Source organism: Delftia acidovorans SPH-1, assembly GCF_000018665.1.
GTDB classification, from domain to species: domain Bacteria; phylum Pseudomonadota; class Gammaproteobacteria; order Burkholderiales; family Burkholderiaceae_C; genus Comamonas; species Comamonas acidovorans.
Window position 1 is genome coordinate 285,610 of record NC_010002.1, and the last position, 25,523, is coordinate 311,132.

Annotated in this window: 25 protein-coding genes; 16 read left to right on the top strand and 9 right to left on the bottom strand. The window is 69.0% G+C overall.

Annotated features, from left to right (window positions below; all coding sequences use genetic code 11):
* Positions 1–46: 46 nt before the first annotated feature.
* From DACI_RS01270 to DACI_RS01320, 11 genes are all read left to right on the top strand, one after another.
* On the top strand, positions 47–1,363 hold the full coding sequence (locus DACI_RS01270; RefSeq protein WP_012202193.1) for a glucarate dehydratase family protein: 1,317 nt from the start codon (positions 47–49) through the stop codon (positions 1,361–1,363).
* 50 nt (positions 1,364–1,413) lie between these two features.
* Positions 1,414–2,412: a Bug family tripartite tricarboxylate transporter substrate binding protein gene (locus tag DACI_RS01275; RefSeq protein WP_012202194.1), complete on the top strand. Its 999-nt coding sequence runs from the start codon at positions 1,414–1,416 to the stop codon at positions 2,410–2,412.
* A gap of 173 nt (positions 2,413–2,585) precedes the next feature.
* Positions 2,586–4,151, top strand: coding sequence for a galactarate dehydratase (gene garD / locus DACI_RS01280; RefSeq protein ID WP_012202195.1), 1,566 nt, complete (start codon positions 2,586–2,588; stop codon positions 4,149–4,151).
* A 16-nt stretch (positions 4,152–4,167) separates the two neighbouring features.
* Positions 4,168–5,220, top strand: a complete 1,053-nt coding sequence (locus DACI_RS01285) for an SMP-30/gluconolactonase/LRE family protein (RefSeq protein WP_012202196.1) — start codon at positions 4,168–4,170, stop codon at positions 5,218–5,220.
* 78 nt (positions 5,221–5,298) lie between these two features.
* Positions 5,299–6,285 carry a YihY/virulence factor BrkB family protein gene (locus DACI_RS01290; protein ID WP_043780293.1) on the top strand — a complete coding sequence of 329 codons (987 nt, stop codon included), beginning with the start codon at positions 5,299–5,301 and terminating at the stop codon, positions 6,283–6,285.
* A 124-nt stretch (positions 6,286–6,409) separates the two neighbouring features.
* Positions 6,410–7,348: a LysR family transcriptional regulator gene (locus tag DACI_RS01295; RefSeq protein WP_043780296.1), complete on the top strand. Its 939-nt coding sequence runs from the start codon at positions 6,410–6,412 to the stop codon at positions 7,346–7,348.
* Positions 7,349–7,584: 236 nt separating this feature from the next.
* On the top strand, positions 7,585–8,448 hold the full coding sequence (locus tag DACI_RS01300; protein WP_012202199.1) for a branched-chain amino acid ABC transporter permease: 864 nt from the start codon (positions 7,585–7,587) through the stop codon (positions 8,446–8,448).
* Complete coding sequence (locus tag DACI_RS01305; protein ID WP_012202200.1) at positions 8,449–9,423, top strand: branched-chain amino acid ABC transporter permease; 975 nt, start codon at positions 8,449–8,451, stop codon at positions 9,421–9,423.
* Complete coding sequence (locus tag DACI_RS01310) at positions 9,410–10,174, top strand: ABC transporter ATP-binding protein (protein WP_012202201.1); 765 nt, start codon at positions 9,410–9,412, stop codon at positions 10,172–10,174. The genes DACI_RS01305 and DACI_RS01310 overlap by 14 nt, the downstream gene beginning before the upstream one ends.
* Positions 10,161–10,868 (top strand): ABC transporter ATP-binding protein, encoded by a 708-nt coding sequence (locus tag DACI_RS01315; protein WP_012202202.1) that lies wholly within the window; start codon positions 10,161–10,163, stop codon positions 10,866–10,868. The genes DACI_RS01310 and DACI_RS01315 overlap by 14 nt, the downstream gene beginning before the upstream one ends.
* Before the next feature lie 177 nt (positions 10,869–11,045).
* Complete coding sequence (locus DACI_RS01320) at positions 11,046–12,221, top strand: ABC transporter substrate-binding protein (protein ID WP_012202203.1); 1,176 nt, start codon at positions 11,046–11,048, stop codon at positions 12,219–12,221.
* 40 nt (positions 12,222–12,261) lie between these two features.
* Here the strand turns inward: DACI_RS01320 and DACI_RS01325 are convergent, their stop codons facing one another.
* The 5 genes from DACI_RS01325 to DACI_RS01345 all read right to left on the bottom strand — a co-directional run bounded on the left by DACI_RS01325 (position 12,262) and on the right by DACI_RS01345 (position 16,458).
* The gene (locus tag DACI_RS01325) at positions 12,262–12,600 is read right to left on the bottom strand and encodes a BrnA antitoxin family protein (protein ID WP_012202204.1); all 339 of its coding nucleotides are present in this window, start codon (positions 12,598–12,600) and stop codon (positions 12,262–12,264) included.
* A gap of 119 nt (positions 12,601–12,719) precedes the next feature.
* Positions 12,720–13,493: an SDR family oxidoreductase gene (locus DACI_RS01330; RefSeq protein ID WP_012202205.1), complete on the bottom strand. Its 774-nt coding sequence runs from the start codon at positions 13,491–13,493 to the stop codon at positions 12,720–12,722.
* 144 nt (positions 13,494–13,637) lie between these two features.
* Positions 13,638–14,444: an IclR family transcriptional regulator gene (locus DACI_RS01335; RefSeq protein ID WP_012202206.1), complete on the bottom strand. Its 807-nt coding sequence runs from the start codon at positions 14,442–14,444 to the stop codon at positions 13,638–13,640.
* A 44-nt stretch (positions 14,445–14,488) separates the two neighbouring features.
* Complete coding sequence (locus tag DACI_RS01340; protein WP_012202207.1) at positions 14,489–15,262, bottom strand: ferredoxin--NADP reductase; 774 nt, start codon at positions 15,260–15,262, stop codon at positions 14,489–14,491.
* 260 nt (positions 15,263–15,522) lie between these two features.
* Entirely contained in the window at positions 15,523–16,458 is a 936-nt protein-coding gene (locus tag DACI_RS01345) for a LysR family transcriptional regulator (protein ID WP_043780301.1), read from the bottom strand.
* A gap of 93 nt (positions 16,459–16,551) precedes the next feature.
* On the opposite strand from DACI_RS01345, the gene DACI_RS01350 reads away from it, so the two are divergent.
* Entirely contained in the window at positions 16,552–17,343 is a 792-nt protein-coding gene (locus DACI_RS01350) for an SDR family NAD(P)-dependent oxidoreductase (RefSeq protein WP_012202209.1), read from the top strand.
* 17 nt (positions 17,344–17,360) lie between these two features.
* Here the strand turns inward: DACI_RS01350 and DACI_RS01355 are convergent, their stop codons facing one another.
* From DACI_RS01355 to DACI_RS01370, 4 genes are all read right to left on the bottom strand, one after another.
* The gene (locus DACI_RS01355; protein ID WP_012202210.1) at positions 17,361–17,642 is read right to left on the bottom strand and encodes a DUF3325 domain-containing protein; all 282 of its coding nucleotides are present in this window, start codon (positions 17,640–17,642) and stop codon (positions 17,361–17,363) included.
* Complete coding sequence (locus DACI_RS01360) at positions 17,639–19,366, bottom strand: PepSY-associated TM helix domain-containing protein (RefSeq protein WP_012202211.1); 1,728 nt, start codon at positions 19,364–19,366, stop codon at positions 17,639–17,641. The genes DACI_RS01355 and DACI_RS01360 overlap by 4 nt, the downstream gene beginning before the upstream one ends.
* A complete protein-coding gene (locus tag DACI_RS01365; RefSeq protein WP_012202212.1) occupies positions 19,363–19,689 on the bottom strand; it encodes a DUF3649 domain-containing protein in 327 nt (108 codons plus the stop codon). The genes DACI_RS01360 and DACI_RS01365 overlap by 4 nt, the downstream gene beginning before the upstream one ends.
* A 144-nt stretch (positions 19,690–19,833) precedes the next feature.
* A complete protein-coding gene (locus tag DACI_RS01370) occupies positions 19,834–20,694 on the bottom strand; it encodes a LysR substrate-binding domain-containing protein (RefSeq protein ID WP_012202213.1) in 861 nt (286 codons plus the stop codon).
* A 174-nt stretch (positions 20,695–20,868) separates the two neighbouring features.
* Between DACI_RS01370 and DACI_RS01375 the strand changes: the two genes are divergently transcribed.
* The 4 genes from DACI_RS01375 (at position 20,869) to metC (ending at position 25,517) form a co-directional block, all read left to right on the top strand.
* A complete protein-coding gene (locus DACI_RS01375; RefSeq protein ID WP_050771874.1) occupies positions 20,869–21,405 on the top strand; it encodes a cysteine dioxygenase family protein in 537 nt (178 codons plus the stop codon).
* 131 nt (positions 21,406–21,536) lie between these two features.
* Positions 21,537–23,108 carry a rhodanese-like domain-containing protein gene (locus tag DACI_RS01380; RefSeq protein WP_012202215.1) on the top strand — a complete coding sequence of 524 codons (1,572 nt, stop codon included), beginning with the start codon at positions 21,537–21,539 and terminating at the stop codon, positions 23,106–23,108.
* A gap of 193 nt (positions 23,109–23,301) precedes the next feature.
* Positions 23,302–24,300, top strand: a complete 999-nt coding sequence (locus DACI_RS01385; protein WP_012202216.1) for a Bug family tripartite tricarboxylate transporter substrate binding protein — start codon at positions 23,302–23,304, stop codon at positions 24,298–24,300.
* Positions 24,300–25,517: a cystathionine beta-lyase gene (gene metC, locus DACI_RS01390; protein ID WP_012202217.1), complete on the top strand. Its 1,218-nt coding sequence runs from the start codon at positions 24,300–24,302 to the stop codon at positions 25,515–25,517. The genes DACI_RS01385 and metC overlap by 1 nt, the downstream gene beginning before the upstream one ends.
* Positions 25,518–25,523 lie beyond the last annotated feature (6 nt).

Here is a 25,523-nt window from a genome sequence, read left to right on the forward strand (position 1 = left end):
GTCCGCGCCATCGAGTTTTTTTGATCCTCCTGAACCCGCATTCCAGATGAGCACCACCCACGCGATCCACGCGATCCGCCACATACGCATCACGCCCATTGCCTTCCGCGATCCGCCGCTGCTCAATGCGGCCGGCATCCACGAGCCCTGGGCGCTGCGTTCCATCATCGAGATCGAGACGGCCTCGGGCCTGGTCGGCATCAACGAAAGCTATGGCGACCAGCCCATGCTCGATGCGCTGGCCAAGGCCGCGCCCGCGCTGGTGGGGCTGTCGCCCTGGGCGCTCAACGAGATGGAGGTCCGCGTCGCGGCCCTGGTGGCGCCGCCTGCGCTGACGGCCTCCGAATTCCTGGGCCAGCAGGTGTCGCTGGCGCCGGGCACGCATGTGTCCAAGACCGTGGCCAAGGTGGTCAGCGCCTTCGAGGTCGCCATGCTGGACCTGCAGGGCCAGATGGCGGGTGCCCCCATCGTGGACCTGCTGGGCGGCGCGGCGCGCGACAGCGTGCCGTTCTCGGCCTACCTGTTCTACAAGTACGCCGAGCACATCGACAGGCCCTATGGACCAGATTCTTCGCCCGACGCCTGGGGCGAGGCCCTGGCGCCGCAGCAGCTGGTGGAGCAGGCGCGGCGCATGATTGCGCAGTACGGCTTCCAGAGCATCAAGCTCAAGGCCGGCGCGCTGCCGCCCGAGCAGGAGGCGGCCGGCATCCTGGCGCTGGCCGATGCCTTTCCGGGCACGCCGCTGCGCATCGATCCCAATGGCAACTGGACGGTGGAGACCAGCCTGAAGATCGTGCAGCAGCTGCAGGGCGTGCTCGAGTACTACGAGGACCCGGCGCCGGGCCTGGACGGCATGGCCGCCGTGGCACGCGAGTGCGATGTGCCGCTGGCCACCAACATGGTGGTGACGGACTTTGCCGAGTTCCGCCGCAACGCCGACATGGGCTGCCCCGTGAAGATCGTGCTCAGCGACCACCACTACTGGGGCGGGCTGCGCGCCACCCAGCGCCTGTCCACGCTGTGCCGCACCTTCGACCTGGGCCTGTCCATGCACAGCAACTCGCACCTGGGCGTGAGCCTGGTGGCCATGACGCACCTGTGCGCCAGCGTGCCCCTGCTGACCTATGCCTGCGACACGCACTACCCCTGGCAGGACGAGGAAGTCGTCGAGGGCGGCCGGCTGCAGTTCGAGCAGGGCAGCCTGCGCGTGCCCACGGCGCCCGGCCTGGGTGTGCGGCTGGACCGCGAGGCCCTGGCCCGCCTGCACGACAACTACCTGCACTGCGGCATCCGCAACCGCGACGACCTGGGGCAGATGCGCAAGTACGACCCCGCGTTCACCGGCCACCAGCCGCGCTTCTGAACCCGCTTTCACACCATTCCAACGACAAGCCCTTCCCGGAGACAAGCACCATGCAACGCCGCACACTCATCCAACATTCCCTCGCCAGCGCCCTGCTGCTGGGCACGGCCCTGGCCGCCATGCCCGCCGCCGCGCAGGGCAACTGGCCCACGGGCAAGCCCATCACCTACCTGGTGCCGTTCCCGCCTGGCGGCAATACCGATACGCTGGCGCGCGTGATCGCCCAGCCGCTGAGCAAGGCCCTGGGCACGCCCGTGGTGATCGAGAACAAGGGCGGCGCAGGCGGCAGCGTGGGCTCGGCCATTGCGGCGCGCGCACCGGCCGATGGCTACACCATCCTGGGCGGCACCATCAGCTCGCACGCCATCAATGTGAGCCTGTACGCCAAGCTGGACTACGACCCGGTCAAGTCCTTCACGCCGGTGGCCATGCTGGGCTCGGGCCCGCTGGTGCTGGTGGTGCCGGCCTCCAGCCCCTACAAGACGCTGGCCGACGTGCTGGCCGCCAGCAAGGCCAAGGCGGCGGCGGGCGGCCTGACCTCGGCCTCGCCGGGCAGCGGCACCTCCAACCACATGGCGCTGGAGCTGCTGGGCTACCAGACGGGCGTGAAGTTCACCCACGTGCCCTACAAGGGCAGCGGCCCGGCCGTGCAGGACGTGATCGGCGGCCAGGTGGACATGATGTTCGACACCGCCCTGGTCGTCGGCCCCCACGTGCAGGCCGGCAAGCTGCGTCCCATTGCCGTTACCAGCGCCAAGCGCCTGGAGTCGCTGCCCGATGTGCCCACCATCGCCGAGGCCGGCGAGAAGGGCTTCGACATGGGATCGTGGCAGGCGGTGTTCGCGCCCGCAGGCACGCCCAAGCCCATCGTGGACCGGCTGCATGCGGAGATCATGAAGATCGTCGCCACGCCCGAGGTGCAGGCGCGCCTGAAGAACTTCGGCATGCTGCCCTCGCAGATGACGCCGGCCGAGCTGGGCGAGTACCAGAAGGCCGAGGTGGTCAAGTGGGGGAAGGTGATCAAGGCTGCTGGAATAAAGGCAGAGTGACCCCCTGAGGCGCTTCGCGCCTTCCCCCTTCTCGCTTCGCGGAGGGGGACGACACCCTCGCTGCGGGGCTGCCCTTGCTTGGTGTCCCTCGCTTTGGGCCGCGCCGGTTGCGTGGGCTGTGCCAGCTGCTTTACTGCTGTAGTGCCAGCCCTTTAGAAAATTGAGACATTGCCATGAGTACCCCACTTCCTCTTTCCATCCGCATGCATCCGGCCGACAACGTGGCCATCGTGGCCAATGACGGGGGGTTGCCTGCGGGCACGGTGATGCCCGGGGGGCTGGTGCTGGTCGACAAGGTGCCGCAGGCGCACAAGGTGGCGCTGGTGGACATTGCCGAGGGCGGCGAGGTGCGCCGCTACAACGTGGTGATCGGCTATGCGCTGCAGGCCATTGCCGCGGGCAGCTGGGTGCATGAGCGGCTGCTGCGCATGCCGGGGGCGCTGTCTCTTGAGGGGTTGCCGATCGCCACGGTGCAGCCGCCCGAGCTGCCGCCGCTGACGGGCTACACCTTCGAGGGCTACCGCAATGCCGATGGCACGGTGGGCACGCGCAATATCCTGGCCATCACCACGACGGTGCAGTGCGTGGCCGGGGTGCTGGATTTCGCGGTGGGCCGCATCAAGGCCGAGCTGCTGCCGCGCTATCCGAATGTGGACGATGTGGTGGGCCTGGAGCACAGCTATGGCTGCGGCGTGGCCATCGATGCCGTGGGCGCCGAGATTCCGCAGCGCACGCTGCGCAACATCAGCCACAACCCGAATTTTGGCGGCGAGGTGATGGTGGTGAGCCTGGGCTGCGAGAAGCTGCAGCCCGAGCGGCTGCTGCCGCCGGGGTCCTTCCCCATCGTCGATGAGCGCGAGCCCGCGCTGGACGTGGTCTGCCTGCAGGACGAGGCGCATGTGGGCTTCATGTCCATGGTGGACTCCATCATGGGCAGCGCCAGGGTGCATCTGGAGCGGCTGAACGCGCGCCGGCGCGAGACCGTGCCGGCCAGCGCCCTGGTGGTGGGCGTGCAGTGCGGCGGCAGCGATGCGTTCAGCGGCGTCACGGCCAACCCGGCCGTGGGCTTTTGCACCGATTTGCTGGTGCGCGCAGGCGCCACCGTGATGTTCAGCGAGGTGACCGAGGTGCGCGACGGCATCGACCAGCTCACCTCGCGCGCCTCCAGCCCCGAGGTGGCCCAGGCCATGATCGAGGAGATGGCCTGGTACGACGCCTACCTGGACAAGGGCCGCGTGGACCGCAGCGCCAACACCACGCCGGGCAACAAGAAGGGCGGCCTGTCCAACATCGTCGAGAAGGCGATGGGCTCCATCATCAAGAGCGGCACGGCGCCCATCACCGGCGTGCTGTCGCCGGGCCAGCGTCTGGCCGACCGGGGCATCCAAAGCGGCCTGGTCTATGCGGCCACGCCGGCCAGCGATTTCATCTGCGGCACGCTGCAACTGGCCGCCGGCATGAACCTGCATGTGTTCACCACGGGCCGGGGCACGCCCTACGGCCTGGCCCAGGTGCCCGTGATCAAGGTGGCCACGCGCAGCGACCTGGCGCGGCGCTGGCATGACCTGATGGACGTGAACGCGGGCCGCATCGCCGAAGGCCAGGCCAGCATCGAGGACGTGGGCTGGGAGATGTTCCGCCTGATGCTGGACGTGGCCAGCGGCCGCAGGAAGACCTGGGCCGAGCACTGGAAGCTGGCCAATCAATTGGTGCTGTTCAACCCCGCCCCCGTGACCTGAGCACAGGAGACAAGCCATGGATGCCCATTGCCATTCCGGCGGCGCCGCCACGCGCCGCAGCTTTGTGGCGGGCGCGCTGGCCACGGTGGCCGGCGCCGCCAGCGCGCAGGCCTTCGAGTTCAAGCCCCAGCAGCGCTATCCCGATCCCTCGGTGCAGGTGCTGGACCCCGAGTTCGCGCGCTACCGCATCTACAGCAGCAGCGTGGAGCAGATCGCCACGGGCTTTCGCTGGGTCGAGGGGCCGGTGTGGGTGGCGGACGGCCGCTACCTGCTGTTTTCCGACATTCCCAACAACCGCATGCTGCGCTGGGACGAGACCACCGGCCAGGTCGGCGTGTTCCGCAGCCCTGCCAACTTCTCCAACGGCCTGGCGCGCGACCGCCAGGGCCGGCTGCTGGCCTGCGAGCACCTGACGCGCCGCGTCACGCGCACCGAGTACGACGGCTCCATCACCGTGCTGGCCGATGGCTTTGGCGGCAAGAGTCTGAATTCGCCCAACGACATCGTCTGCGCGCGCGACGGCGGCATCTGGTTCACCGATCCTCCGTTCGGCATCGGCGGGCACTGGGAGGGCGACAAGGCCCAGGCCGAGCTGCCGCAGTCCGTCTACCGCATCGATCCGGCCAGCGGCCGGCTGGACGCCGTGCTCACCGACCTGGCCGGTCCCAACGGACTGTGCTTTTCGCCCGACGAAAAGCGGCTGTATGTGGTCGAGTCGCGCCACCAGCCCCATCGCGTGGTCTGGGCCTATGACGTGGGCGAGGGCGGGCGGCTGTCCAACAAGCGCCTGCACATCGATGCGAACGGGCCGGGCGCGCTGGACGGCATCAAGTGCGACGAGTTCGGCAATCTGTGGTGCGGCTGGGGCAGCAACGGCGCGCCTGGGGCACAGGCAGCCGAGCTGGACGGGGTCATGGTCTTCAACCCCGCAGGCAAGCCCATAGGCCATATCCGCCTGCCCGAGCGCTGCGCCAACCTGTGTTTTGGCGGATCGAAGAACAACCGCCTGTTCATGGCCAGCAGCCATTCCATCTATGCGCTGTACGTGGAGGCGCGCGGCGCGGCCTGAGTGCTGCCGGGCGGCTCCTCCCACCCTGTCGGCACAGGCTGACAGGGCGGGGGGCTGCCGCTCTGCACAATGAGGGCCATGCCCTCAGATACCCCGGAAACTCCCCCCGCCTCGCCTTGGTCCGCACGCCTGCAGCGCCTGATGGAGCTGAACCCGCTGCGCGCCATGTGGAATGCCGTGCAGCTGTGGCTGGACGCCGATGGCCTGCGCATGAGCGCGGCCATGTCCTTCTACGGCATCCTGAGCCTGGCGCCGCTGCTGCTGCTGCTGGTCGGCCTGCTGGGCTGGTGGGTGGACCGCAGCTATGTGGAACACCAGTTGATCGACCAGGTGCAGGACGTGATCGGCGAGCGCGGCGCCCAGGTGGTGCGCGGCGCGCTGGAAAGCGCCCAGCGGCCCGACGAGGGGCGGCTGGCCTCGCTGTTCGGCTTCATCCTGCTGATGTCCGGCGCCACGGGTGTGTTCGTGGAGCTGCAGTCCGCGCTGGAAAAGCTCTGGACCTCGAACGGCGAGCCACCGCCGCCCAAGGCCGTGTGGTGGCGCATGGCCGCGCTGCGGCTGCGCGGCCTGACCTATGTGCTGGCGCTGGGCTTCTTGCTGCTGGTGTCCATGGCCCTGTCCACGGCCATCCAGCTGATCACCAACTGGGCAGGCACCAAGCTGCAGATGCAGCCGCTGGGGCCGCTGATCAGCCTGATCAACGAATGCGTGTCCTTCGGCATCGCCGTGCTGCTCTTCGTGGGGCTGATGCGCATCGGCAGCGGCCCCAAGCCCCGGCTGCGCTATCTCATCTTCGGCGCCATCGTCGGTGCCCTGCTGTTCACGCTGGGCAAGCAGGCCCTGGCCTGGTATCTGTCCACGGCGGCCGTGGTCTCGGCCTATGGCGCGGCGGGTTCGCTGGTGGTGCTGTTGATGTGGATCTATTTCTCGTCGGCCATCCTGCTGCTGTCGGCCGCCACGGCCAAGGCCTTCAGCGACGCCGAGGTGCGCTTCACCCACCCCATCCGCTGGGCGCCGCCCGCCGGTCCAGCGCAGGCCAGGGACACTTCGGACGGCAAGGGCTGAGCGGCTGCATTTCGACGAAGATGAACGCCTGCGCCGCGGCCCGCAAAGCCGCGGCGCAGGGCGTTTGGGAGTGGAACAATGCAGCGAAAGTCCCCGGGCACCGAGGCCCGGGGCCAAGGACAACATGGACCGATTGCAGACCATGCGGGTGTTTCAGACCGTGGCCGACGAGGCCGGGTTTTCGGCGGCGGCGCGTCGCCTGGACATGTCCGTGCCCACGGTCACGCGCCTGGTGGCCGACCTGGAGCAGCACCTGGGCACGCGGCTGCTGCAGCGCACCACGCGCAGCGTGTCGCTGACCGAGGCCGGCGAGGCCTATCTGGAGCGCGTGCGCGGCATCCTGGCCGATGTGGAGGATGCCTTCAGCCTGGCGCAGGCGCACACGCTGGAGCTGTCGGGCGCCGTGCGCGTGCTCACGCCGCCCGTGTTTGCCGAGCATGTGCTGGCGCCGCTGGTGGCGGACTTCCACCGGCTGCACCCGCGCATCTGCATCGAGGTCTTCGTGGAGTCGGCCAGCGAGGCCGCCGTGGGCGAGTACGACATCACCTTCCTCAACGCCGAGGAGGGCTATGACGGCAACGTGGTGGCGCGGCCCATCGTCACCACCTGCGGCCTGGCCTGCGCCTCGCCCGAGTACCTGGACGCCCATGGCGTGCCCGCCGTGCCCGAGGATCTGGCGGGCCACCAGTGCCTGCTGCGCCGCCGCGCCCAGGGCCGCTCCGACGTGCTGCGCCTGCGCCGGCTCGATGGCAACGCGGGCGAGGCCGAGGTGGCCGTGCAGCCCGTGCTGGTGGCCAACCACACCGGCACGCTGCTGCGTGCCACGCTGGACGGCGCGGGCATCAGCACCCAGCCGCTGGACCTGATCGCGCGCCACCTGCGCTCGGGCCGCCTGCGCCATGTGTTGCCCGAATGGACCACGGGCCATTTCACGCTCTACGCCACCTTGCCCACGCGCAAGTTCATGCCGGCGCGCGTGCGCAGCTTCCTGGACTTCGTGGCCGAGCACACGCAGCGCTCCATGCAGGGCCTGCCCGCCAACTTGCCGGCCCTGTCCATCTGAGCGCGGCTGTCATCTAGGTTACTGGCGGGGGCCTGAGGGTCTCGGGGTTTCCCAGGTGAATTCCGCTGTGCGGAATCTTCGGGTTGATCGTGGCGCCGCCCCCCTCCTAAGCTGGCCTTGCCTGTCTGCCGCATGCGTTGTCGCGCCGCGCCGGCCGGCCATGCAAAGGAGACAAGACAATGCAAGCACAGACCCTGGCCGGGCGCCGAGCCGCGCCTTTCCGCAGGAGGCGTTGAATGGACGTTTTTCTGCAGCAAGTGCTCAACGGCCTGACCCTGGGCGGCATCTACGGCCTGGTGGCCCTGGGCCTGACCCTGGTCTACGGCATCCTGCACGTGCCCAATTTCGCGCACGGCGGCTTCTACATGATCGGCGCCTTCGTGGCCTTCCAGGCCATGGTGGCCTGGAGCTGGGGCTACTGGGCGGCCATGCTGACCGCAGCCGTCGCGGTGGCGGTGCTGGGCATCGTCAGCGAGCGGTTGATCTTCCATCCGCTGCGCAAGGCCTCGCCCCTGCATCCCAAGATCGCCTCCATCGGGCTGCTGCTGTTCCTGGAGGCGGGCGCTCAGGCGCTGTGGGGCGCGGACTTCCAGCGCATGCCCACGCCCTACACCTCCATCGTGGAGATGGGCGGCATCACGGCGCCCGCGCAGCGCCTGCTGATCATCGGCGCGGCCTTTGCGCTGATGGTGGCCCTGCACCTGTTCCTGACGCGCACCATCACGGGCGCGACCATCATCGCCATGGCGCAGAACCGAGAAGGCGCATCCATGGTGGGCATCGACGCCAACCGCGTGTCCATGCTGACCTTTGCCATCTCGGGCGTGCTCGCGGCCGTGGCGGCCACGCTGTATGCGCCCATCAACCTGGTCTATCCGGCCATGGGCCACCTGGTCATTACCAAGGCCTTCGTGATCATCATCCTGGGCGGCATGGGCAGCATCCCGGGCGCCGTGCTGGGCGGGCTGATCATCGGCTTTGCCGAGAGCTTCGGCGCCTACTACATCTCCACCGACTACAAGGACATCATCGCCTTCGTGCTGCTGGTGGTGATCCTGTCGCTGCGCCCGCAGGGCCTGTTCGCCAAGAGGAGTCATTGAATGAACGGATTCATCGACTCCCGCGTTGCCTGGGGCCTGCTGCTGGCCGCCGGCATCGCCTTCCCCTGGCTGGCGGGCAACGACTACCACCTCACGGTGATGAGCACGGCCTACATCTTCGCCATCGCCACGCTGGGCCTGAACCTGATCACGGGCTACACGGGCCAGCTCAATCTGGCGCACGCAGGCTTCATGGCCGCGGGCGCCTATACCGTGGGCATCCTCACGGTGGACCATGGCTGGCCGTTCTGGGGCGGGCTGGTGATGTCGGGCGTGGTGTGCGCGGTGCTGGGCTACCTGATCGGCATCGTCTCGCTGCGCCTGAAGGGGCACTACTTCTCGATCTTCACGCTGTGCGTGGGCTACATCATGTTCCTCGTGATCGAGAAGTGGGAGGGCCTGACCCACGGCACGGTGGGCATCATGGGCATCCCCGCGCCCGAGGCCCTGGGCGCGCTGAGCTTCGAGTCGCCGCTGGCGCTGTACTACCTGGTGCTGGCCTTCCTCGTGGCCTCGGTCTGGGTGATGCGGCGCATCGTCCGGTCGCTGCTGGGCCGCACCTTCATGGCCATCCGCAACAGCGACGAGCTGGCCGAGGCGCTGGGCATCAACCTCATGCGCAACAAGGTGCTGGCCTTCATGCTGAGCGTGGTCTACGCGGGCGTGGCGGGCGGCCTGTACGCCGGCTTCGTGCGCTTCATCGGTCCCGACATGGCCGGCGTGCACCACACCTTCGACATGATGATCTTCGCCATGGTCGGCGGCATGGGCACGGTGCTGGGGCCGCTGCTGGGCGCCATCGGCATGCCCTGGATCACGCAGTACCTGCAGTTCCTGCAGGAGTACCGCTTCATCGTCTTCGGCCCGATTCTCGTGATGCTGGTGATCTTCATGCCCTACGGCGTGGTGGGCAGCTTCACCGCATGGCGCGCGCGCCGCAATGCCAAGGAGGGCAAGCCGCATGCTCAAGATTGACCACCTGACCAAGACCTTCGGCGGGCTGGCCGCCGTGAGCGATGTCAGCACCGTGATCGAGGAAGGCCGCATCAACGCCATCATCGGCCCCAACGGTGCGGGCAAGACCACGTTCTTCAACCTGATCAGCTGCGTGCACAAGCCCACCTCGGGCACCATCACCTTCAACGGCCAGGACGTGACCTCGCTGCGCACCGACCAGGTGGCGAAACTGGGCGTGGCGCGCACCTTCCAGACCACGGCGCTGTTCGACCGCGCCACGGTGCTGGACAACCTCATCGTGGGCCACCGGCTGCGCACGCGCTCAGGCCTGTGGGACGTGCTGCGCGGCTCCAGCCGCCTGCGCGAGGAAGAGCGCGTGTGCCGCGAAAAGGCGCGCGACGCGCTGGACTTCGTGGGCCTGTCGCATGTGGCTGGCCGCATTGCGGGCGACATCACGCAGGAGGAGCGCAAGCGCGTGGCCTTCGCGCTGGCCCTGGCCACCGACCCCAAGCTGATGCTGCTCGACGAGCCTGCCGGCGGCGTCAACCCCGAGGAGACCGAGGGCCTGGCCGAGCTGATCCGCAAGCTGGTGCGCCACGGCATCACGGTGGCGCTGATCGAGCACAAGATGGGCATGATCATGAGCCTGGCCGACAAGATCCTGGTGCTCAGCTACGGCGAGAAGATCGCCGAGGGCACGCCCGAGGAAATACGCCGCAACCCCGCCGTCATCGATGCCTACCTGGGGAGCGAGCATGCTGAAGTTTGAGAACGTGTCGCTGCGCTACGGCAGCTTCCTGGCGCTGGACGGGGTCAGCCTGCATGCCGACCGCGGCGAGCTGGTGGTGCTGCTGGGCGCCAACGGCGCGGGCAAGAGTTCGCTGTTCCTCACGGCCAGCGGCATCCACAAGGCCGCTGGCGGCTCCATCGTCTGGAATGGCAGGGAGCTGGCTGGCAGCAAGCCCTCGGCCATCGTGCAGTCCGGCGTGGTGCAGTGCCCCGAGGGGCGCAAGCTGTTCCCCCAGATGTCGGTGCTGCGCAACCTGCAGCTGGGCGCCTACGTGCACCGCCGCGACCCCGGCCCCAGCCAGAAGACGCTGCAGGAGGTGATGGAGCTGTTTCCCATCCTGCGCGAGAAGCAGCACGACCCGGCCGGCTCGCTGTCGGGCGGCCAGCAGCAGATGGTGGCCATCGGCCGCGCCATGATGGGCCGGCCCCAGGCCCTGCTGCTGGACGAGCCCTCGCTGGGCCTGGCGCCCCTGGTCATCAAGCAGATGTTCGAGGCCATACAGCGCATCAACGCCGCTGGCACCACCGTGCTGCTGGCCGAGCAGAACGCCTATGCGGCGCTGAAGATCGCGCACCGCGCCTATGTGATGGAAAGCGGCCGCATCGTGCGCGAGGGCAAGCCGGCCGAGCTGCTGGCCGACGACTCCATCCGCAAGGCGTACATCGGCGCATGAGATGACACTGCACCCCCTGAGCCGCTGCGCGGCTTCCCCCTCTCTCTCGCTTCGCGAGGGAGGGGGACGACGCCCTCGCTGCGGGGCGGCCCTTGCTCGGCGTCCCTGGTCTGGGCTGCGCCGGATTTATGCGTTGCGTCAGCAGCGATTCGTTCTTCACTATCCAAGGAGACAGACATGACAGCATTCGCACCATTGACCCGCCGCAGGGTGGGCACGCTGGCCCTGGCCTGCGCCGCCGTGGCCGCCGCCGGCCCTGCATTGGCGCAGGAGGTGGTCAAGATCGGCTACTCCGGCCCGCTGTCGGGCGGCGCTGCCCAGTACGGCAAGAACGTGCTCGACGGCATGCAGATGGCCGTCTCCGAGATCAATGCCGCAGCTCCCGAGATCGGTGGCAAGAAGGTCAAGATCGAGATCGTGCCGCTGGACGACAAGTACAACCCGTCCGAGACCGCGATCAATGCCCAGCGCCTGGTGCAGCAGCACAAGACGGCGGCCATCCTGGTGCCGCATTCGGGCGGCATCTTCGCGCTGCAGACCACCAACGAGCGCAGCAACTTCATCGTGCTGGCCTACAGCTCGGTGCCGCAGATCACCAACCGGGGCAACAAGCTGACCCTGCGCATCCCGCCCGAGTTCACCTCGTACATCGACCCGTTCTCCAAGTACGTGATGGGCCGCTTCGGCAAGAAGGTGGCCCTGGTGGGCGCCGACCACGACTACGCCAAGGCCTGGGTCGCCGCCTTCAAGCCCGGCTGGGAAAAGCTGGGCGGCACCGTGGTGGCCGAGAACGCCATGAGCTACAACCGCGCCACCGACTTCTACAGCGGCGTGAGCAAGGCCCTGGCCGAGAAGCCCGACGTGCTCTTCGTGGGCGGTGCCTCCGAGCCCACGGCCCTGGTCGTCAAGCAGGCGCGCGAGCTGGGCTTCAAGGGTGGCTTCGTGGTCATGGACCAGGCCAAGCTCGACGAAATGGCCCGCGTGGTCGGCGGCTATGCGCCGCTGGAAGGCGCCATCGGCGTCATGCCCGTCTCCGAGGACACCAAGCCCGAGAACAAGGCCTTCGTCGAACGCTTCGGCAAGGTCTACCCGGGCCGCATCCCCGGCTCGGAGGCGCAGTGGAACTACACGGCCGTGCACGCCACCGTCAAGGCCATGCAGCTGGCCGGCTCGGCCTCGGACACCAAGGCCATCCACGCCAAGCTGGACGAAGCCTACAAATCCCTGCGCCCCGACGTGAACCCGGGCGGCGTCAAGGGCGTGGATGAGCGCGGCGGCACGTTGACCACGGAACGCGGCGCCGCTGTGCGCGACGGCAAGATCGAGGCGGTGATGACGGTGGGGAGCAGGTAAAGCTATTGAGCGCGGCCGTGCCTTCGTGTCCGGCCGCGTCTCAGAGGCTGCGCTTGAGGCGCCCGGATTCGATGTCCGCGCGCAGCAGTTCGTTGACGCGTGTTTGCCAGCCCTGGCCGGTGGCCTTGAGCGCTTGCAGTACGTCGGGGTCGAAGCGAATGTTGGTGGCGATCTTGGCATCTGCCTTGACCGAGCCTTGCGGGCGGCCCCGTTTGCGCGCGGCAATCTGCTCGGGCGTGTGCACGGCGGCAAACTGGCCTGTCTTGGCCTCTTGCAGCGCCTGACGCAGGCCGGGAACCGCCTCGCCCGCGTCGGCCTCGATGGCCTGGGCCAGCTTTTCCGTGTCCATGGCCTGCAGGGCCTTCAGGGACTTCACCATGGTCAACTCCTTCGGATGTCCTTGGGCAGGAGTTTGTTTGCTCGGCCTTGGCATACAAAGGCTTTTATTGAAACAAAAAGGAGCGCCTCGGCGCTCCTCTGTGGTCAGCGCGATGCGCCTTACAACAAGCTCGCTCCACCATCCAGCACCAACGCCTGCCCCGTCATGTGCCGAGACGCATCGGACGCCAGGTAGACCACGGCGCCCTTGAGGTCCTCCTCGCCGCCGATGCGGCGCAGCGGGGCGCGGGCGATGAGCTGGTCGCCGAGCTTGTCGATGAGGCCGTTGGCCAGCTTGCTGGGGAAAAAGCCCGGGCAGATGGAGTTGACGCGGATGCCGTAGTGGCCCCATTCCGAGGCCAGGGTGCGTGCCAGGTGAACGGCGGCCGCCTTGGAGGTGTTGTAGGCCACGGTGTTCATGCCGGGCGGCGTGCCCTTGAAGGCCGCGACCGAGGCCGTGATGATCACGTTGCCCTGGCCCTTGGGGATCATCACGCGCCTGGCCACTTCGCGGGTGAGGAAGAAGGGCGCCGAGACGTTGAGGTTCATGACCTTGTTCCAGGCCTCGTCCGGGTATTCCTCGGCCTTGGCGCCCCAGGTGGCGCCGGCGTTGTTGACGAGGATGTCGATGTCGCCGCAGCGTGTCAGCACGTCGTCGACCAGGGCGGGGATGGTGTCGAACTTCTGCAGGTCGTTGGTGAAGGTCTCGACCTGGTAGCCCAGGCCCTGCAGGTGGGCCTTGGCTTCGGCCAGTTCGTCGGACTTGCGCGCCGTGATGGCGAGGCGGGCGCCCATCTCGCCCAGCGCCTCGGCCATCTGCAGGCCCAGGCCGCGCGAGCCTCCGGTGATGAGGGCGGTCTTGCCGGTGAGGTTGAACAGTGCTTTCACGCTCATGCTGGGTGTCTCCTGCCTTGGTTTCCTGATGGTTGAGCAACGCCCTCCATGCTAGGGCGCCAGGGCGGCGCGCGCTGTCGTCTTGGCTACTGTGCGGGTACTGTGCGGGCGCCTGCGGGACAGCCGGCCAGGCCCGGTCTGCGGTCAGGCGCGGTCTATGTCCTGCTGCAGCCGCCGCACCATGCGCTGCAGCGCAGGCACGCCGTCCTGGCGCAGCGCATCGGCCGTGACAAAGCGCGAGGGCCCGCCCAGGCTGACGGCCATCAGCGGCAGGCCACGCCCCGGCGAGAAGGCCAGGGCGATGGCGTTGACCTCGGGCTGCCAGTCGCCGAACGAGCACGACAGCCAGGGTTGCGGATGGGTGCTGGCGCCGGGCCATAGCGGCAACTGGGCCTGGGCGGCGGCCCATTGCTCGGGGGCGTGCGATTGCAGGTAGTCCAGCGCGCGCTGGCGCTCGGATGCGGGGCTGGCGGCCAGCCAGGCGCGGCCCACGGCCGTGGTGGCCAGGGGGATGCGCGAGCCCATGTCCAGGTCGCGGTGCGTGAAGCGCGCGCTGGGGCAGTGCTCGATGTAGACCATGTTGTGCCGGTCGCGTGCGGCCAGGGCCACCTCGGCATCGGTGGTGGCGGCCAGCTTTTGCATCAGCGGGCGCGCGATCTGGCGCACGTCCAGGCGCGAGAGCATGGCGCTGCCCAGGGCCAGCGTGGCTGTGCCCAGGCGGTATTTGCCCTCTTCGGGCACGTGGATGAGGTAGCCCAGCGTGGTCAGTGTGTGCGTGAGGCGCGAAACCGTGGACCTGGGCAGTCCGCAGCGCCTGGCGATGTCCTGGTTGCCCAGCAGCTTTTCGCCGGAGCGAAAGCAGGACAGGACATCAAGGCCGCGCGCCAGGGCGACGATGAAGTTGCGGTCATCGTCGCCGGGCTGGGGCGGCGGGGTGCGGGAGGGCGGCATGCGCCGATTATCGGCAGCCGCCCCGCCGCGGGGTGTCGTGGGCTTTACTTCTCGACGAAGGCGCGCTCGACCACGAAGTCGCCGGGCGTGGTGGTGTTGCCTTCCTTGAAGCCGCGGTGCTCCAGCAGCTCCTTGAGTTCGTTCAGCATGGCGGGGCTGCCGCACAGCATGACGCGGTCGGTCTCGGGATTGAGCTCGGGCAGGCCGATGTTCTGCGGGAAGGTGCCGGCCGTGATCTGGTTGGAGATGCGGCCCTGGTTGCGGAAGGGCTCGCGCGTCACGGTGGGGTAGTAGACCAGCTTGTCCTTGACGATCTCGCCGAGGAATTCATGCTCGGGCAGTTCCTTCTCGAACAGCTCCTGGTAGGCCAGCTCGCTGGCGTGGCGCACGCCGTGCACGACGACGACCTTCTCGTAGCGCTCGTAGGTCTCGGGGTCGCGGGCCACGGCCAGCCAGGGGGCCAGGCCCGTGCCGGTGCCGATCAGGTACAGGTTCTTGCCGGGCAGCAGGTAGTCGATCAGCAGCGTGCCCGTGGGCTTCTTGCCGACGAGGATGGTGTCGCCGACCTGGATGTTCTGCAGGCGCGAGGTCAGCGGACCGTCGGGCACCTTGATCGACAGGAACTCGAGGTGCTCCTCGTAGTTGGGGCTGGCGATGGAGTAGGCACGCAGCAGGTTCTTGCCGTCGACCTTCAGCCCGATCATCGTGAAATGGCCGTTGGAAAAGCGCAGCGCGGTGTCACGGGTGGTGGTGAAGGAGAAAAGGCGGTCGGTCCAGTGGTGGACGGACAGCACGCGTTCTTCAAGAAAAGCACTCATGTTGGCAATACGGTGAATTCGGGGCAGGCAGTGCCCGCCGGGACGTTGCAATGAGAGGTCAGTGCCATTCAGGCACGCGGTGGCGGGAAGCACAGGGGGCAGGCGCGGTGTGCGCGTTGCCGCTGCTTCGTGGCGGCCGGTGACCGGGGCAAGGTCGCTATTGTCCGGTAAATGGCGTCAAAAGGGGCAGGCGCGAACCTTTGTCTTGATACGGATTAGTGATAAGCAAAATGACGCTGGCTGAATCGCTGCAGCGCTCGCTAGGGCTTTTCGGCCGGGCCAGCGCCAAGCGTCCAGGGCAGGACCGCTTCGGCCAGCCAATCCATGAGCACGCGCACGCGGCGCGGCAATTGGCGGCGCTGGGCGTAGATCAGGTACAGCGGCATGGGCGGCGGCGGGTGGCGGGGCAGCACCTCGACCAGTTCCCCTGCGTCCAGCAGCGGCTGCACGGCCAGGCGCGGAACCTGGATCAGGCCCAGGCCGGCCTGGCAGGCCGCGAGATACGCCTCGGCGTTGTTCACGGTGAGCGCGCCCGCCATCGGCAGGTACCGGGGCTGGCCATCCTCCTCGTACTCGAAGCCCAGCGGCCGCGCGCCCAGCGTGCGCTGGTAGTGCACCAGCCGGTGACCGCCCAGATCCTGCAGCGTGGCGGGCAGCCCGTGGGCCTGGACATAGCCGGGGCTGGCGCAGGTGGCCAGCGCCACCAGGCCCAGAGGGCGTGCCACCAGGCCGGGCTCGTCCACGGGGCCCAGGCGCAGCACGCAATCAAAGCCTTCGCGCACCAGGTCCACGCGGCGCTCGGTGCAGCTCAGCTCCAGCTCCAGCGCCGGATGGCTTTGCAGCAGTTGCGGCAGCAAGGGCATGACGACGTGGCGCGCCAGGCCGGTGGTCATGTCCAGCCGGACCTTGCCCTGCAGCGGCGCGTCGCCGGCCTGCTGGAACTGGCCCTGGAACTCGTCCACGTCGGCCAGCAGGTCCTGGCAGCGTTCGTAGCAGGCCTGGCCGTCCTGGGTGAGCTGCACGCGCCGCGTGGTCCGGTGCAGCAGCCGCGTGCCCAGCCGCGCCTCCAGTTGCTGCACGGCCTGGGAGACGCTGGCCTTGGGCAAACCCATGCTGTCGGCCGCACGCGTGAAGCTGGCCATCTCGGCCACGCGGCTGAAGATCTGCATCTGCTCCAGAAGCTTGATTGTTTGCATGAGGCGAACAAATAAATCAGAAACAGCCAATTTATCCAAAAATCGACCTTCAATACAGTCGCTGTCATTGCAAACCATCTAACGAGGTCCGCCATGACAGCTTCTCCTTCGACCGCTTCTTCCCCTGCCGCCCGCCGCATCGTCCTCATCACGGGCGGCAGCCGCGGCCTGGGCCGCAATACGGCCGGGCACCTGGCGCGCCAGGGCCTGGACGTGGTGCTGACCTACCGTGAGCGTGCCGACGAGGCCCAGGCCGCCGTGGCCGCCATCGAGGCGCTGGGCGGGCGGGCCGCCGCCCTGCAGCTGGACGTGGCGCGCAGCGCGGGCTTTGCGGACTTTGCGGCCCGCGTGCGCCAGGCGCTGGCCGATACCTGGCAGGCCGACCGCCTTGATGCGCTGGTGCACAACGCCGGCATCGGCATCAACGCGCCATTCGCCACCACCACCGAGGCGCAGTTCGATGAATTGGTCGCCATCCACCTGAAGGCGCCGTTCTTCCTGAGCCAGCACCTGCTGCCCCTGCTGCGCGATGGCGGCAGCATCATCCATCTGTCCAGCGGGCTCACGCGCTTCACCCAGCCGGGCTATGCGGCCTATGCATCCATGAAGGGCGGAGTGGAGGTGCTGACGCGCTACCTTGCGCGCGAACTGGGGGCGCGCGGCATTCGCGTCAACACGGTGGCGCCGGGCGCGATCGCCACGGATTTTGGCGGTGGCCGTGTGCGCGACGATGCGCAGATGGGCGCCGCCCTGGCCAGCCAGACGGCGCTGGGCCGCGTGGGCCAGCCCGACGACATCGGCCCCGTGATGGCCGCCCTGCTGCAGCCCGGCATGGGCTGGGTGCAGGGCCAGCGCATCGAGGCCTCGGGCGGCATGTTTCTCTGAAGGTGCCGGGAGGGCCGTCAGCGCAGGCGCTCGCGCGCCACCATGGACAGCAGCACGATGGCCGCTGCGGCGGCGATGTGGCCGAACCAGGCCACCAGCCCCAGCGACCAGGGCTCCACCTGCAGCGCCGCCCACAGCGACAGCGCCAGCAGCACCCAGCCGGCTGCGCGCAGGCGCCGGGTGCGGGCGGGTGGCAGTTCCTTGCCGAACAGGTCGCTCTGGTGGCGGTCCATGGCCAGGGCCAGGCAGGCGAAGGCGCCCAGGGCCAGCAGCTGACAGAACAGATGGGCCATGCTCATGCGCTGGTCTCCGCTGCGGCGGCCGCTGCCGTGGCGGCCACTGCCGTGGCGGCTGCTGCAGTGGCTGCCTTGGGCGCGGGCCGGGCGGCGCGCACCGGTTTGGCCTTGGGCTGGTGGCGCTGGGTGCGCAGGGCCAGATGGGCATGCAGTGCGGCCAGGGCCAGCAGCATGAGGTCCATGCCGGCGAACACCCAGTCGCCCGCGCGCAGGCTGGCCAAGAGGCCGCGATCCGTGGTCAGCGCGTTGACCACGGGCAGCAGGGCCAGGGCGGCGGCGCCGGCCCACAGCAACTCGATCCAGGCCCGCTTGGCGGGCCGGCCCAGTGCCCAGAACAGGGTGGCGCCCCAGGCGATGAACATGGCGTGCACCTCCCACTCGGCGCGCTGCGCCATCTCCACCGGCAGCAGGCGATTGGCCCAGAGCATGCCGGCCATGCCGATGGACAGGCCGGCGATGGTGGCGATGTTCAGCCGCTCCACGAGCCGGAACCCGAAATGCGGCCTTTCCGGGTCGGGCAGCTTGCTGCGCCGCTTCACGTTCCACAGCACCAGTCCCGTTCCCACCATGGCCGTGCCCGCAAGGCTGACGATGAAGTACAGCCAGCGCGTGGGCAGGTCGCCGAAGCGGCCCATGTGCAGCGCATAGAGCACGCCGCGCGTCTCGGCGGCGGCGCCCACGCTGTCCTGTGCCTGCAGCAGCTGGCCGCTGACGCCGTCGAACATCATGAACTGCGGGCTGATGGAGACGCGGCCGTTCTCGCCGCGGATGGCGGTCACGCGCGCATTGGCATCGCCGGGCAGGTTGACGTTCAGGCGTTCCACCTGGCCCGCGCCCCAGCGCTGCTCGGCCTGGCGAACCATGTCGGCCAGCGGTGCCAGGGGCGCGGCCTGGCCCGAGGGCTTGCCTGCGGGAACAAAGGCGCTGAGCTGCTGGCCGGCCACCACGCGTTGCTCGGGCGTCATGGTCGTGGCCAGATTGGCCCAGGGCATGTACATCAGGGCCAGGGTCACCAGCCCGGTGTACGTGATCATCAGGTGAAAGGGCAGGCCCAGCACCGACAGCGCGTTGTGCGCGTCCAGCCAGGAGCGCTGGCCCTTGCCCCAGCGGAAGGTGAAGAAGTCGGCAAAGATCTTCTTGTGCGTGATCACCCCGCTGACGATGGCCACCAGCATGAACATGGCGCACAGCCCCGCCAGATAGCGGCCCCAGAGCACGGGCATGTAGTGGAACTGGAAGTGGAAGCGGTAGAAGAACTCGCCGCCACGCGTCTCGCGCACCGGGCCTTCGAGGCGCGTGCCGGTGGCCGGGTCGAAGCGGCCGTTCTCGAAGCGGCGCTTGTCCTGGCCTTCGGGAGGGCTCCAGAACACCGTGGCGACCGTGCTGCGTTCATCGGGCAGGTTGATCAGCCACCGAGGGCTTTGCGGTGCCAGGCGCGCCATGGCGTCACCCACACGCTGGGCCACGAGCGCGGGCTCGCTCGCCTGGCTCTGGTGCGGCTGCTCGGGCTGCATCCACTGCGTGATCTCGTTCCTGAAATAGCTCACCGTGCCCGTGAGGAACATGGCGTAGAGGAACCAGCCCAGCAGCAGGCCGACCCAGGTGTGCAGGTCGGACATGGTCTGGCGGATGCCGGGCGCCTTGGCAGCTTTCCCGGGCTTGGCGGCTTTCGCGGGCTTGGTGGGCTTGCCGGCCGTGTTCGTGGTGTCCGTGGTGTTCGTGCTCATGCGCCCAGCCCCTTGCCCCAGGTCCACCATGCGACGGGCGCCAGCACCAGGGCGGCGACCAGCAGCCCGGCCCAGGCGCGCCAGGCGCTGCGCACGGCAAACACCCAGATCACCGCGCCCGCGTAGACGGCAAAGCTCAGCAAGGTGCCCGAGATCGCCGCCTGCGTGCGGTCTGCGGGCAGGGCCAGCACGGCCACGCTGGCCAGCGCCGCCACGGCGTAGCCGCCAAACAGCGCGGCGAGGATGCGGGAGATCAGCGGCCCGTAGTCACGGAACCAGTCACGGAACCAGTCATGGGTGCGGGCAAGAGTGGGAGATGGCATGGCACGGGGCCTGGAAAGGCTCGAAAACGCCGGCAGAGGGGGCGGCGGTGGCGCGGATGTTATTTGAGAATAAGTCCCATTACAAGCGGTGCAGTCAAGTGCGCCGCCACATCCAGCGCTGCCGCGCGCCAAGCGCCCCGGCGCTCAGCCCGCCGGCTGGCGCATGCGGGCCTGCAGGTTCTCGAAGATCTGGCGTGTCACGGGGCTGATCACATGGCTGCGGATGTACAGGCGGTAGACCAGGTCCGGCAGCGGCGGCATGCCGTCGCCCGCGCCCAGCACGCGCAGGCCCGGGTCGAGCTGCTCCACGCCGCGTGCCGTCACGCCCAGGCCGGCGCGCAGCGCCGCGCGTATGCCCACCAGGCTGGTGCAGGTGTGGCGCGGCGTCCAGGCAATGCCGGCCGCATCCAGCGCATCGCAGCCCAGGCGCCTGAAGATGCTGGGCCCGTCGGCCATGACCAGGGGCACGGGCTTGCCCGGGTCATGGGCATAGCCCGCGCCGCACAGCCACACGGTGGGTGTGGAGCGCAGGGCAAAGCCCTCGAAGCCCTCATCCTCCCGGTTGGAGATGGCCAGGTCCAGCTCGCCCTGCTTGAGCGACTCCATCAGGAACGGGCTGCGCCCCACATGGATGTCGATCTGCATGGCCGGAAAGTTCAGCGCGATCTCCTGCAGCACGGGCGGCAGCATGTTGTCGGCCGCGTCGTGGGGCGCGCCAATGCGCACCAGGCCCTGCACCTGGCGGTGCTGCAGGTTGCGCAGCGCCTCGTCGTGGATGGCCAGCATGTGGCGCGCATAGCCCAGCAGGCGCTGGCCGTGGTCGGTGAGGCGTTTTTGCCGGCCCTGCTTCTCGAACAGCGCGTGGCCGATCTTCTCCTCCAGCCGCTGCATCTGCTGGGTGATGGCCGATTGCGTGCGCCCCATCTGCACGGCGGCGGCGGCAAAGCTGTCGTGGCTGGCAATGGCGGCCAGGGTGCGCAGCAGGTCCAGGTCAAGCGTCTCCATACTTCAATTTTATTGAAGTATTTATTGGGCATGCGTGGATTGTTGCGGGCCGGGCGCCTCACTACAGTGGACTTCAACGACGACAAGGAGCCCCCTTTGAACACCACCACCACCACCAACAACAACACCATCACCGAACAGCGCAGCGCCGCAGTGGCAGCAGCCATCGACAGCATGAAGCAGGCCATTGGCGAGGACGCGGCCACGCGCGCCAGCCTGGACGCCGTGCTCCAGCAACTGCTGGGCCTGGCCGCGCGCCGCGACTTCTGGCAGCAGGCCGACTACGCCGCACCCGAAGAGGGCGAGCACCAGGCGCGCTACCTGATCGCCGAGGACGCCGACCAGAGCTATGCGCTGTACCTCAACGTCATGCGCCCGGGCAAGCGCATCGTGCCGCACAACCACACGACCTGGGCCTGCATTGCCGCCGTGGAAGGCACGGAGCACAACCGCGTCTACGAGCGCACCGACGACGGCTCCGTCCCCGGCAAGGGCACGCTGCGCGAGACGGAACTCGTGGTGGTGGCGCCAGGCCAGGGCATCGCCCTCATGCCCGAGGACATCCACTCCGTGGAGATCCAGGGCGATCAGGTCATCCGCCACCTGCACATGTACGGCCGCGCGCTGGAGACGCTCAACGAGCGCACCAGCTACGACCTGGCCACCGGCACCTGCCAGACCATGGCCATCGGCGTGCAGACGCGCCGCTGAGCCCCGGCCTCCCGGCCGCTACCTCCCGCTTCCTGCCTTTTCACTGTCCATGCCGCAGCGCGCCCCACGGGGCGCGCGTGGAAGGGCTTTGCCCGAAATTCCTTGCCGATCTTTTTCCCGGACCGCATGCAATGACCGCATCCATTGACGCCCACACCCTAAAATCCTGGCTGCACGACGGCCAGGAGATCGCGCTGCTCGACGTGCGCGAGCACGGCCAGTACGGCGAGTCGCACCTGTTCTACGCCACGCCCCTGCCCTACAGCCGGCTGGAGCTGGATGTGCCCCGCCTGGTGCCGCGCAGGCAGGTGCGCGTCGTCACCTACGACGGTGGCGAGGGCGATGCCAGCGCGGGCGTGGCCGAGCGCGCCGCGCGCCGCCTCGAAGCCCTGGGCTACACCCGGGTCGCCGTGCTCGAAGGCGGTGCCAAGGCCTGGAGCGCTGCGGGCTACACGCTGTTCGCCGGCGTGAACCTGCCTTCCAAGACCTTTGGCGAACTGGCCGAACACGCCTACGGCACGCCGCGCATCACGGCCCAGCAGCTGGCGGCGCGCCAGGCGGCGGGCCTGCCCCTGGTGGTGCTGGACGGCCGGCCCGTCTCCGAGTTCCACAAGATGAACATCCCCGGCGCCATCTGCTGCCCCAATGGCGAGCTGGCGCTGCGCGTGAGCCGCCTGGTGCCCGATGCGGCCACGCCCATCGTGGTCAATTGCGCGGGCCGCACGCGCTCCATCATCGGCGCGCAGACCTTGATCAACCTGGGCATTCCCAACCCCGTCTACGCGCTGGAGAACGGCACCCAGGGCTGGTACCTGGCCGACCTGCCGCTGGAGCACGGCGGAACGCAGCGCTATGGCGACGACTCGGCCAGCAGCGCGCTGCAGGCCCAGGCCCGCGCCCTGGCCGAACGCTTCGACGTGCCCGAGGTCGATGCCGACACCGTGCGCACCTGGAGCCAGGATGCTGCGCGCACGCTGTTCCTGTGCGATGTGCGCACGCCCGAGGAATTCAAGGCCGGTTCGCTGCCCGGTGCCCAGCACACGCCCGGCGGCCAGCTCATGCAGGCCGGCGACCAGTACGTGGGCGTGCGCGGTGCGCGCCTGGTGCTGTTCGACAGCGATGGCGTGCGCGCCCCCGTGGTGGCCAGCTGGCTGCGCCAGCTCGGCCATGACGCCTGCGTGCTGCGGGGCGGCCTGCACAGCGGCCTGGACCTGGCACCGGCCCAGCTGCCCCAGGCCCCCGCACTGGCAGGCATCACGGCGCAGGCCCTGCATGAGCGCATGCGCCAGGGCGAGGTGGCCGTGGTCGATCTGCGCGCGGGCATGAAGTACCGCGCAGGCCACATCGCCGGGGCCCGCTGGTCCATCCGCCCGTGTCTTGCCAGCGATCTGGCCGGCGAGACGCGCCAGATCGTGCTGGTGGCCGACGAGCCCGGCATGGCGCAATGGGCCGCGCTGGAGCTGCAGGGCGCCGCGCCGCTGCTGCTCGAAGGCGGCCTGGCCGCATGGCAGCAGGCCGGCCTGCCGGTGCAGGCCACGCCCGACAGCCCCACCGACGCCGAGTGCATCGACTACCTGTTCTTCGTGCACGACCGCCACGATGGCAACAAGGAAGCGGCACGCCGCTACCTGGCCTGGGAGACGGGCCTGGTGCCCCAACTGGACGCGCAGGAACTGGCCGCCTTCCGCCTGCCGAGTGCATGAAGCTCCCCCTGAGCGGCTTCGCCGCTTCCCCCTCTCTCTCGCTGCGCGGGAGGGGGACGGCACCCTCGCTGCGGGGGCGGCCCTTGCTTGGTGCCCCTGGCCAAAGTCACGTCAGTTGCAAAGGCAGCGCCATATATCGCTGACTTGCCGTAGAGCGACATAAATCAGATCACATAACGACAGGAGACAAGACATGTTCGCAATCCTCAACCTGGCCAGGATGCTGGCCGCCAGCCTCGCGGCCCTGGCCATGCTCTCGCAGGCCACGGCCGAGCCGCTGGCTGCGCGCAACGGCTATCCGGCCCAGCCGATCCGCTTCATCTCGCCCTTCCCGCCGGGCGGCGGCAACGACGCCAGCACACGCTGGGTCACCACGCGCCTGACCGAGGCCACGGGCCAGCCCTCCGTGGTGGAAAACCGGGGCGGTGCAGGCGGCAACATCGGCGCCAAGGCCGTGGCCGAGGCCAAGCCCGACGGCTACACCGTGCTCACGGGCCAGGTCTCGCTGATGGCGGTGAACCCCGCGCTCTACAGCGCGCCGGGCTTCGATCCGCTCAAGAACTTCGTGCCCATCACGCAGATCAACGCGGCGCCGCTGGCCATCGTGGTGGCCTCGGCCTCGCCCCTCAAGAGCTTTGCCGACCTGGTGGCGCGCAGCAAGGGCGAGCCGGGCCGCGTCACCTATGCCACGCCCGGCAACGGCACGCTGTCGCACCTGGTGGGCGTGGTGCTGTCCAAGGAAAACGGCGTGCCCATGACCCATGTGCCCTACAAGGGCGCGGGGCCGGCCATCAACGATCTGCTGGGCCAGCAGGTCGATGTGCTGATCACCTCCACCTCGTCCGTGGCCGGCATGATCCAGGCGGGCCAGGTGCGTGCGTTGGCCGTCACCAGCCCGCGCCGCATCGGCGTGTTCGGCAAGGTGCCCACGCTGGAGGAACTGGGCCTGCGCAATGCGCGCTTCGAGGACTGGTACGGCTTCTTCGCACCCGCCGGCACGCCGCCCGAGCGCGTGGCCTTCTTGCACGACGCCATCGTGCGCACCCTGCAACTGCCGGAAGTGACCAAGCTGGTCGTCGATGGCGGCAGCGAAGTCGTGGCCAATACGCCCGAGGCCTTTGCCGCCCAGCTGCGCCAGGACATGGAGCGCTGGTCGCGCGTGGTCAAGCTCTCGGGCGCGAAGATCGACTGATGGCTGCCGAACACGCCCCCTTGCCTGGCTCATCGGCCCCTGGCGCCCCCGCGCTGGACCTGCAGACCCGGCTGCTGCATGCGGGCAAGCGCCCGGCCTATGCGGGCGGCACGGCCGTCAACCCGCCCCTGGTGCGCGCCAGCACCGTGCTGTTCGAGAGCACGGCACAGCAGCGCGAGATGCGCGAGCGCCGCGCCGGCGAGCGCATCTTCAGCTACGGTGCGCGCGGCACGCCCACCGGCTTTGCGCTGGAAGACGCCGTCAGCGAGCTGGAAGGCGCCCACCGCACGCGGCTGCTGCCCACCGGCCTGGCGGCCATCGGCATGGCCCTGCTCAGCTACCTGCGCCCCGGCGACCATGTGCTGCTGACCGACAGCGCCTACCAGCCTGTGCGCCACCTGGCCGGGCAATGGCTGCGGCCCTACGGCATCGAGTACGACTTCTTCGCGGCCGATGGCAGCGACGCCCAGGCGCGCATGCGCCCCAACACCCGCATGGTCTATGCCGAATGCCCGGGCTCCCTGGTCTACGAGATGTGCGACCTGCCCGCGCTGGCGGCCATGGCCCATGCGCGCGGCGCCCTGGTCGTGGCCGACAACACCTGGGGGTCGGGCTGCCAGTACCGGCCGCTGGCGCTGGGGGCCGATGTCTCGGTGATGGCAGCCACCAAGTACCTGTCGGGCCACTCCGACGTGATGATGGGCACCGTGGCCACCACCGAGGCCGCCTGGGAGCCGCTGGCGGCGCGCTGCGATGCCTTCGGCATGGCGGTCAGCCCCGACGATGCCTGGCTGGTGCTGCGCGGCATGCGCTCGCTGGCCGCACGGTTGCAGATGCACGAGGCGCATGCGCTGGAGGTGGCGCACTGGCTGCAGCAGCACCCGGCCGTGGCCACCGTGTTCTGCCCCGCGCTGCCCACGCATCCCGGCCATGCGCTGTGGCTGCGCGACTGCCAGGGCACGAACGGCCTGGTGTCGCTGGAGCTGCAGCCCGGCACCGCCGAGGCCGCCGTGGACCGCTTCATCGACGGCCTGCGCCTCTTCGGCATCGGCGCCTCCTGGGGCGGCTACGAAAGCCTGGCGACGGCCGCGCACATGGCGCATGCGCGCAGCGTCACCGACTGGAGTGCGCGCGGGCCCGTGGTGCGCCTGCACATCGGCCTGGAGTCGCCGCGCGACCTCATCGCCGACCTGGAGCAGGGGCTGGCGGCACTTTAGTGGATA

What these genes read in the sequence shown, in the direction of transcription:
- DACI_RS01320 (WP_012202203.1), top strand. Translation starts at nt 11,046, where the DNA reads ATGACAGCATTCGCACCATTGACCCGCCGCAGGGTGGGCACGCTGGCC.
- DACI_RS01330 (WP_012202205.1), bottom strand. Translation starts at nt 13,493, where the DNA reads ATGAGCGTGAAAGCACTGTTCAACCTCACCGGCAAGACCGCCCTCATC.
- DACI_RS01355 (WP_012202210.1), bottom strand. Translation starts at nt 17,642, where the DNA reads ATGAGCATGGCCCATCTGTTCTGTCAGCTGCTGGCCCTGGGCGCCTTC.
- DACI_RS01300 (WP_012202199.1), top strand. Translation starts at nt 7,585, where the DNA reads ATGGACGTTTTTCTGCAGCAAGTGCTCAACGGCCTGACCCTGGGCGGC.
- DACI_RS01310 (WP_012202201.1), top strand. Translation starts at nt 9,410, where the DNA reads ATGCTCAAGATTGACCACCTGACCAAGACCTTCGGCGGGCTGGCCGCC.
- DACI_RS01275 (WP_012202194.1), top strand. Translation starts at nt 1,414, where the DNA reads ATGCAACGCCGCACACTCATCCAACATTCCCTCGCCAGCGCCCTGCTG.
- DACI_RS01325 (WP_012202204.1), bottom strand. Translation starts at nt 12,600, where the DNA reads ATGGTGAAGTCCCTGAAGGCCCTGCAGGCCATGGACACGGAAAAGCTG.
- DACI_RS01305 (WP_012202200.1), top strand. Translation starts at nt 8,449, where the DNA reads ATGAACGGATTCATCGACTCCCGCGTTGCCTGGGGCCTGCTGCTGGCC.
- metC (WP_012202217.1), top strand. Translation starts at nt 24,300, where the DNA reads ATGGCTGCCGAACACGCCCCCTTGCCTGGCTCATCGGCCCCTGGCGCC.
- DACI_RS01360 (WP_012202211.1), bottom strand. Translation starts at nt 19,366, where the DNA reads ATGAGCACGAACACCACGGACACCACGAACACGGCCGGCAAGCCCACC.
- DACI_RS01350 (WP_012202209.1), top strand. Translation starts at nt 16,552, where the DNA reads ATGACAGCTTCTCCTTCGACCGCTTCTTCCCCTGCCGCCCGCCGCATC.
- garD (WP_012202195.1), top strand. Translation starts at nt 2,586, where the DNA reads ATGAGTACCCCACTTCCTCTTTCCATCCGCATGCATCCGGCCGACAAC.
- DACI_RS01380 (WP_012202215.1), top strand. Translation starts at nt 21,537, where the DNA reads ATGACCGCATCCATTGACGCCCACACCCTAAAATCCTGGCTGCACGAC.
- DACI_RS01270 (WP_012202193.1), top strand. Translation starts at nt 47, where the DNA reads ATGAGCACCACCCACGCGATCCACGCGATCCGCCACATACGCATCACG.
- DACI_RS01375 (WP_050771874.1), top strand. Translation starts at nt 20,869, where the DNA reads ATGAAGCAGGCCATTGGCGAGGACGCGGCCACGCGCGCCAGCCTGGAC.
- DACI_RS01345 (WP_043780301.1), bottom strand. Translation starts at nt 16,458, where the DNA reads ATGCAAACAATCAAGCTTCTGGAGCAGATGCAGATCTTCAGCCGCGTG.
- DACI_RS01290 (WP_043780293.1), top strand. Translation starts at nt 5,299, where the DNA reads ATGCCCTCAGATACCCCGGAAACTCCCCCCGCCTCGCCTTGGTCCGCA.
- DACI_RS01385 (WP_012202216.1), top strand. Translation starts at nt 23,302, where the DNA reads ATGTTCGCAATCCTCAACCTGGCCAGGATGCTGGCCGCCAGCCTCGCG.
- DACI_RS01315 (WP_012202202.1), top strand. Translation starts at nt 10,161, where the DNA reads ATGCTGAAGTTTGAGAACGTGTCGCTGCGCTACGGCAGCTTCCTGGCG.
- DACI_RS01365 (WP_012202212.1), bottom strand. Translation starts at nt 19,689, where the DNA reads ATGCCATCTCCCACTCTTGCCCGCACCCATGACTGGTTCCGTGACTGG.
- DACI_RS01285 (WP_012202196.1), top strand. Translation starts at nt 4,168, where the DNA reads ATGGATGCCCATTGCCATTCCGGCGGCGCCGCCACGCGCCGCAGCTTT.
- DACI_RS01335 (WP_012202206.1), bottom strand. Translation starts at nt 14,444, where the DNA reads ATGCCGCCCTCCCGCACCCCGCCGCCCCAGCCCGGCGACGATGACCGC.
- DACI_RS01295 (WP_043780296.1), top strand. Translation starts at nt 6,410, where the DNA reads ATGGACCGATTGCAGACCATGCGGGTGTTTCAGACCGTGGCCGACGAG.
- DACI_RS01340 (WP_012202207.1), bottom strand. Translation starts at nt 15,262, where the DNA reads ATGAGTGCTTTTCTTGAAGAACGCGTGCTGTCCGTCCACCACTGGACC.
- DACI_RS01370 (WP_012202213.1), bottom strand. Translation starts at nt 20,694, where the DNA reads ATGGAGACGCTTGACCTGGACCTGCTGCGCACCCTGGCCGCCATTGCC.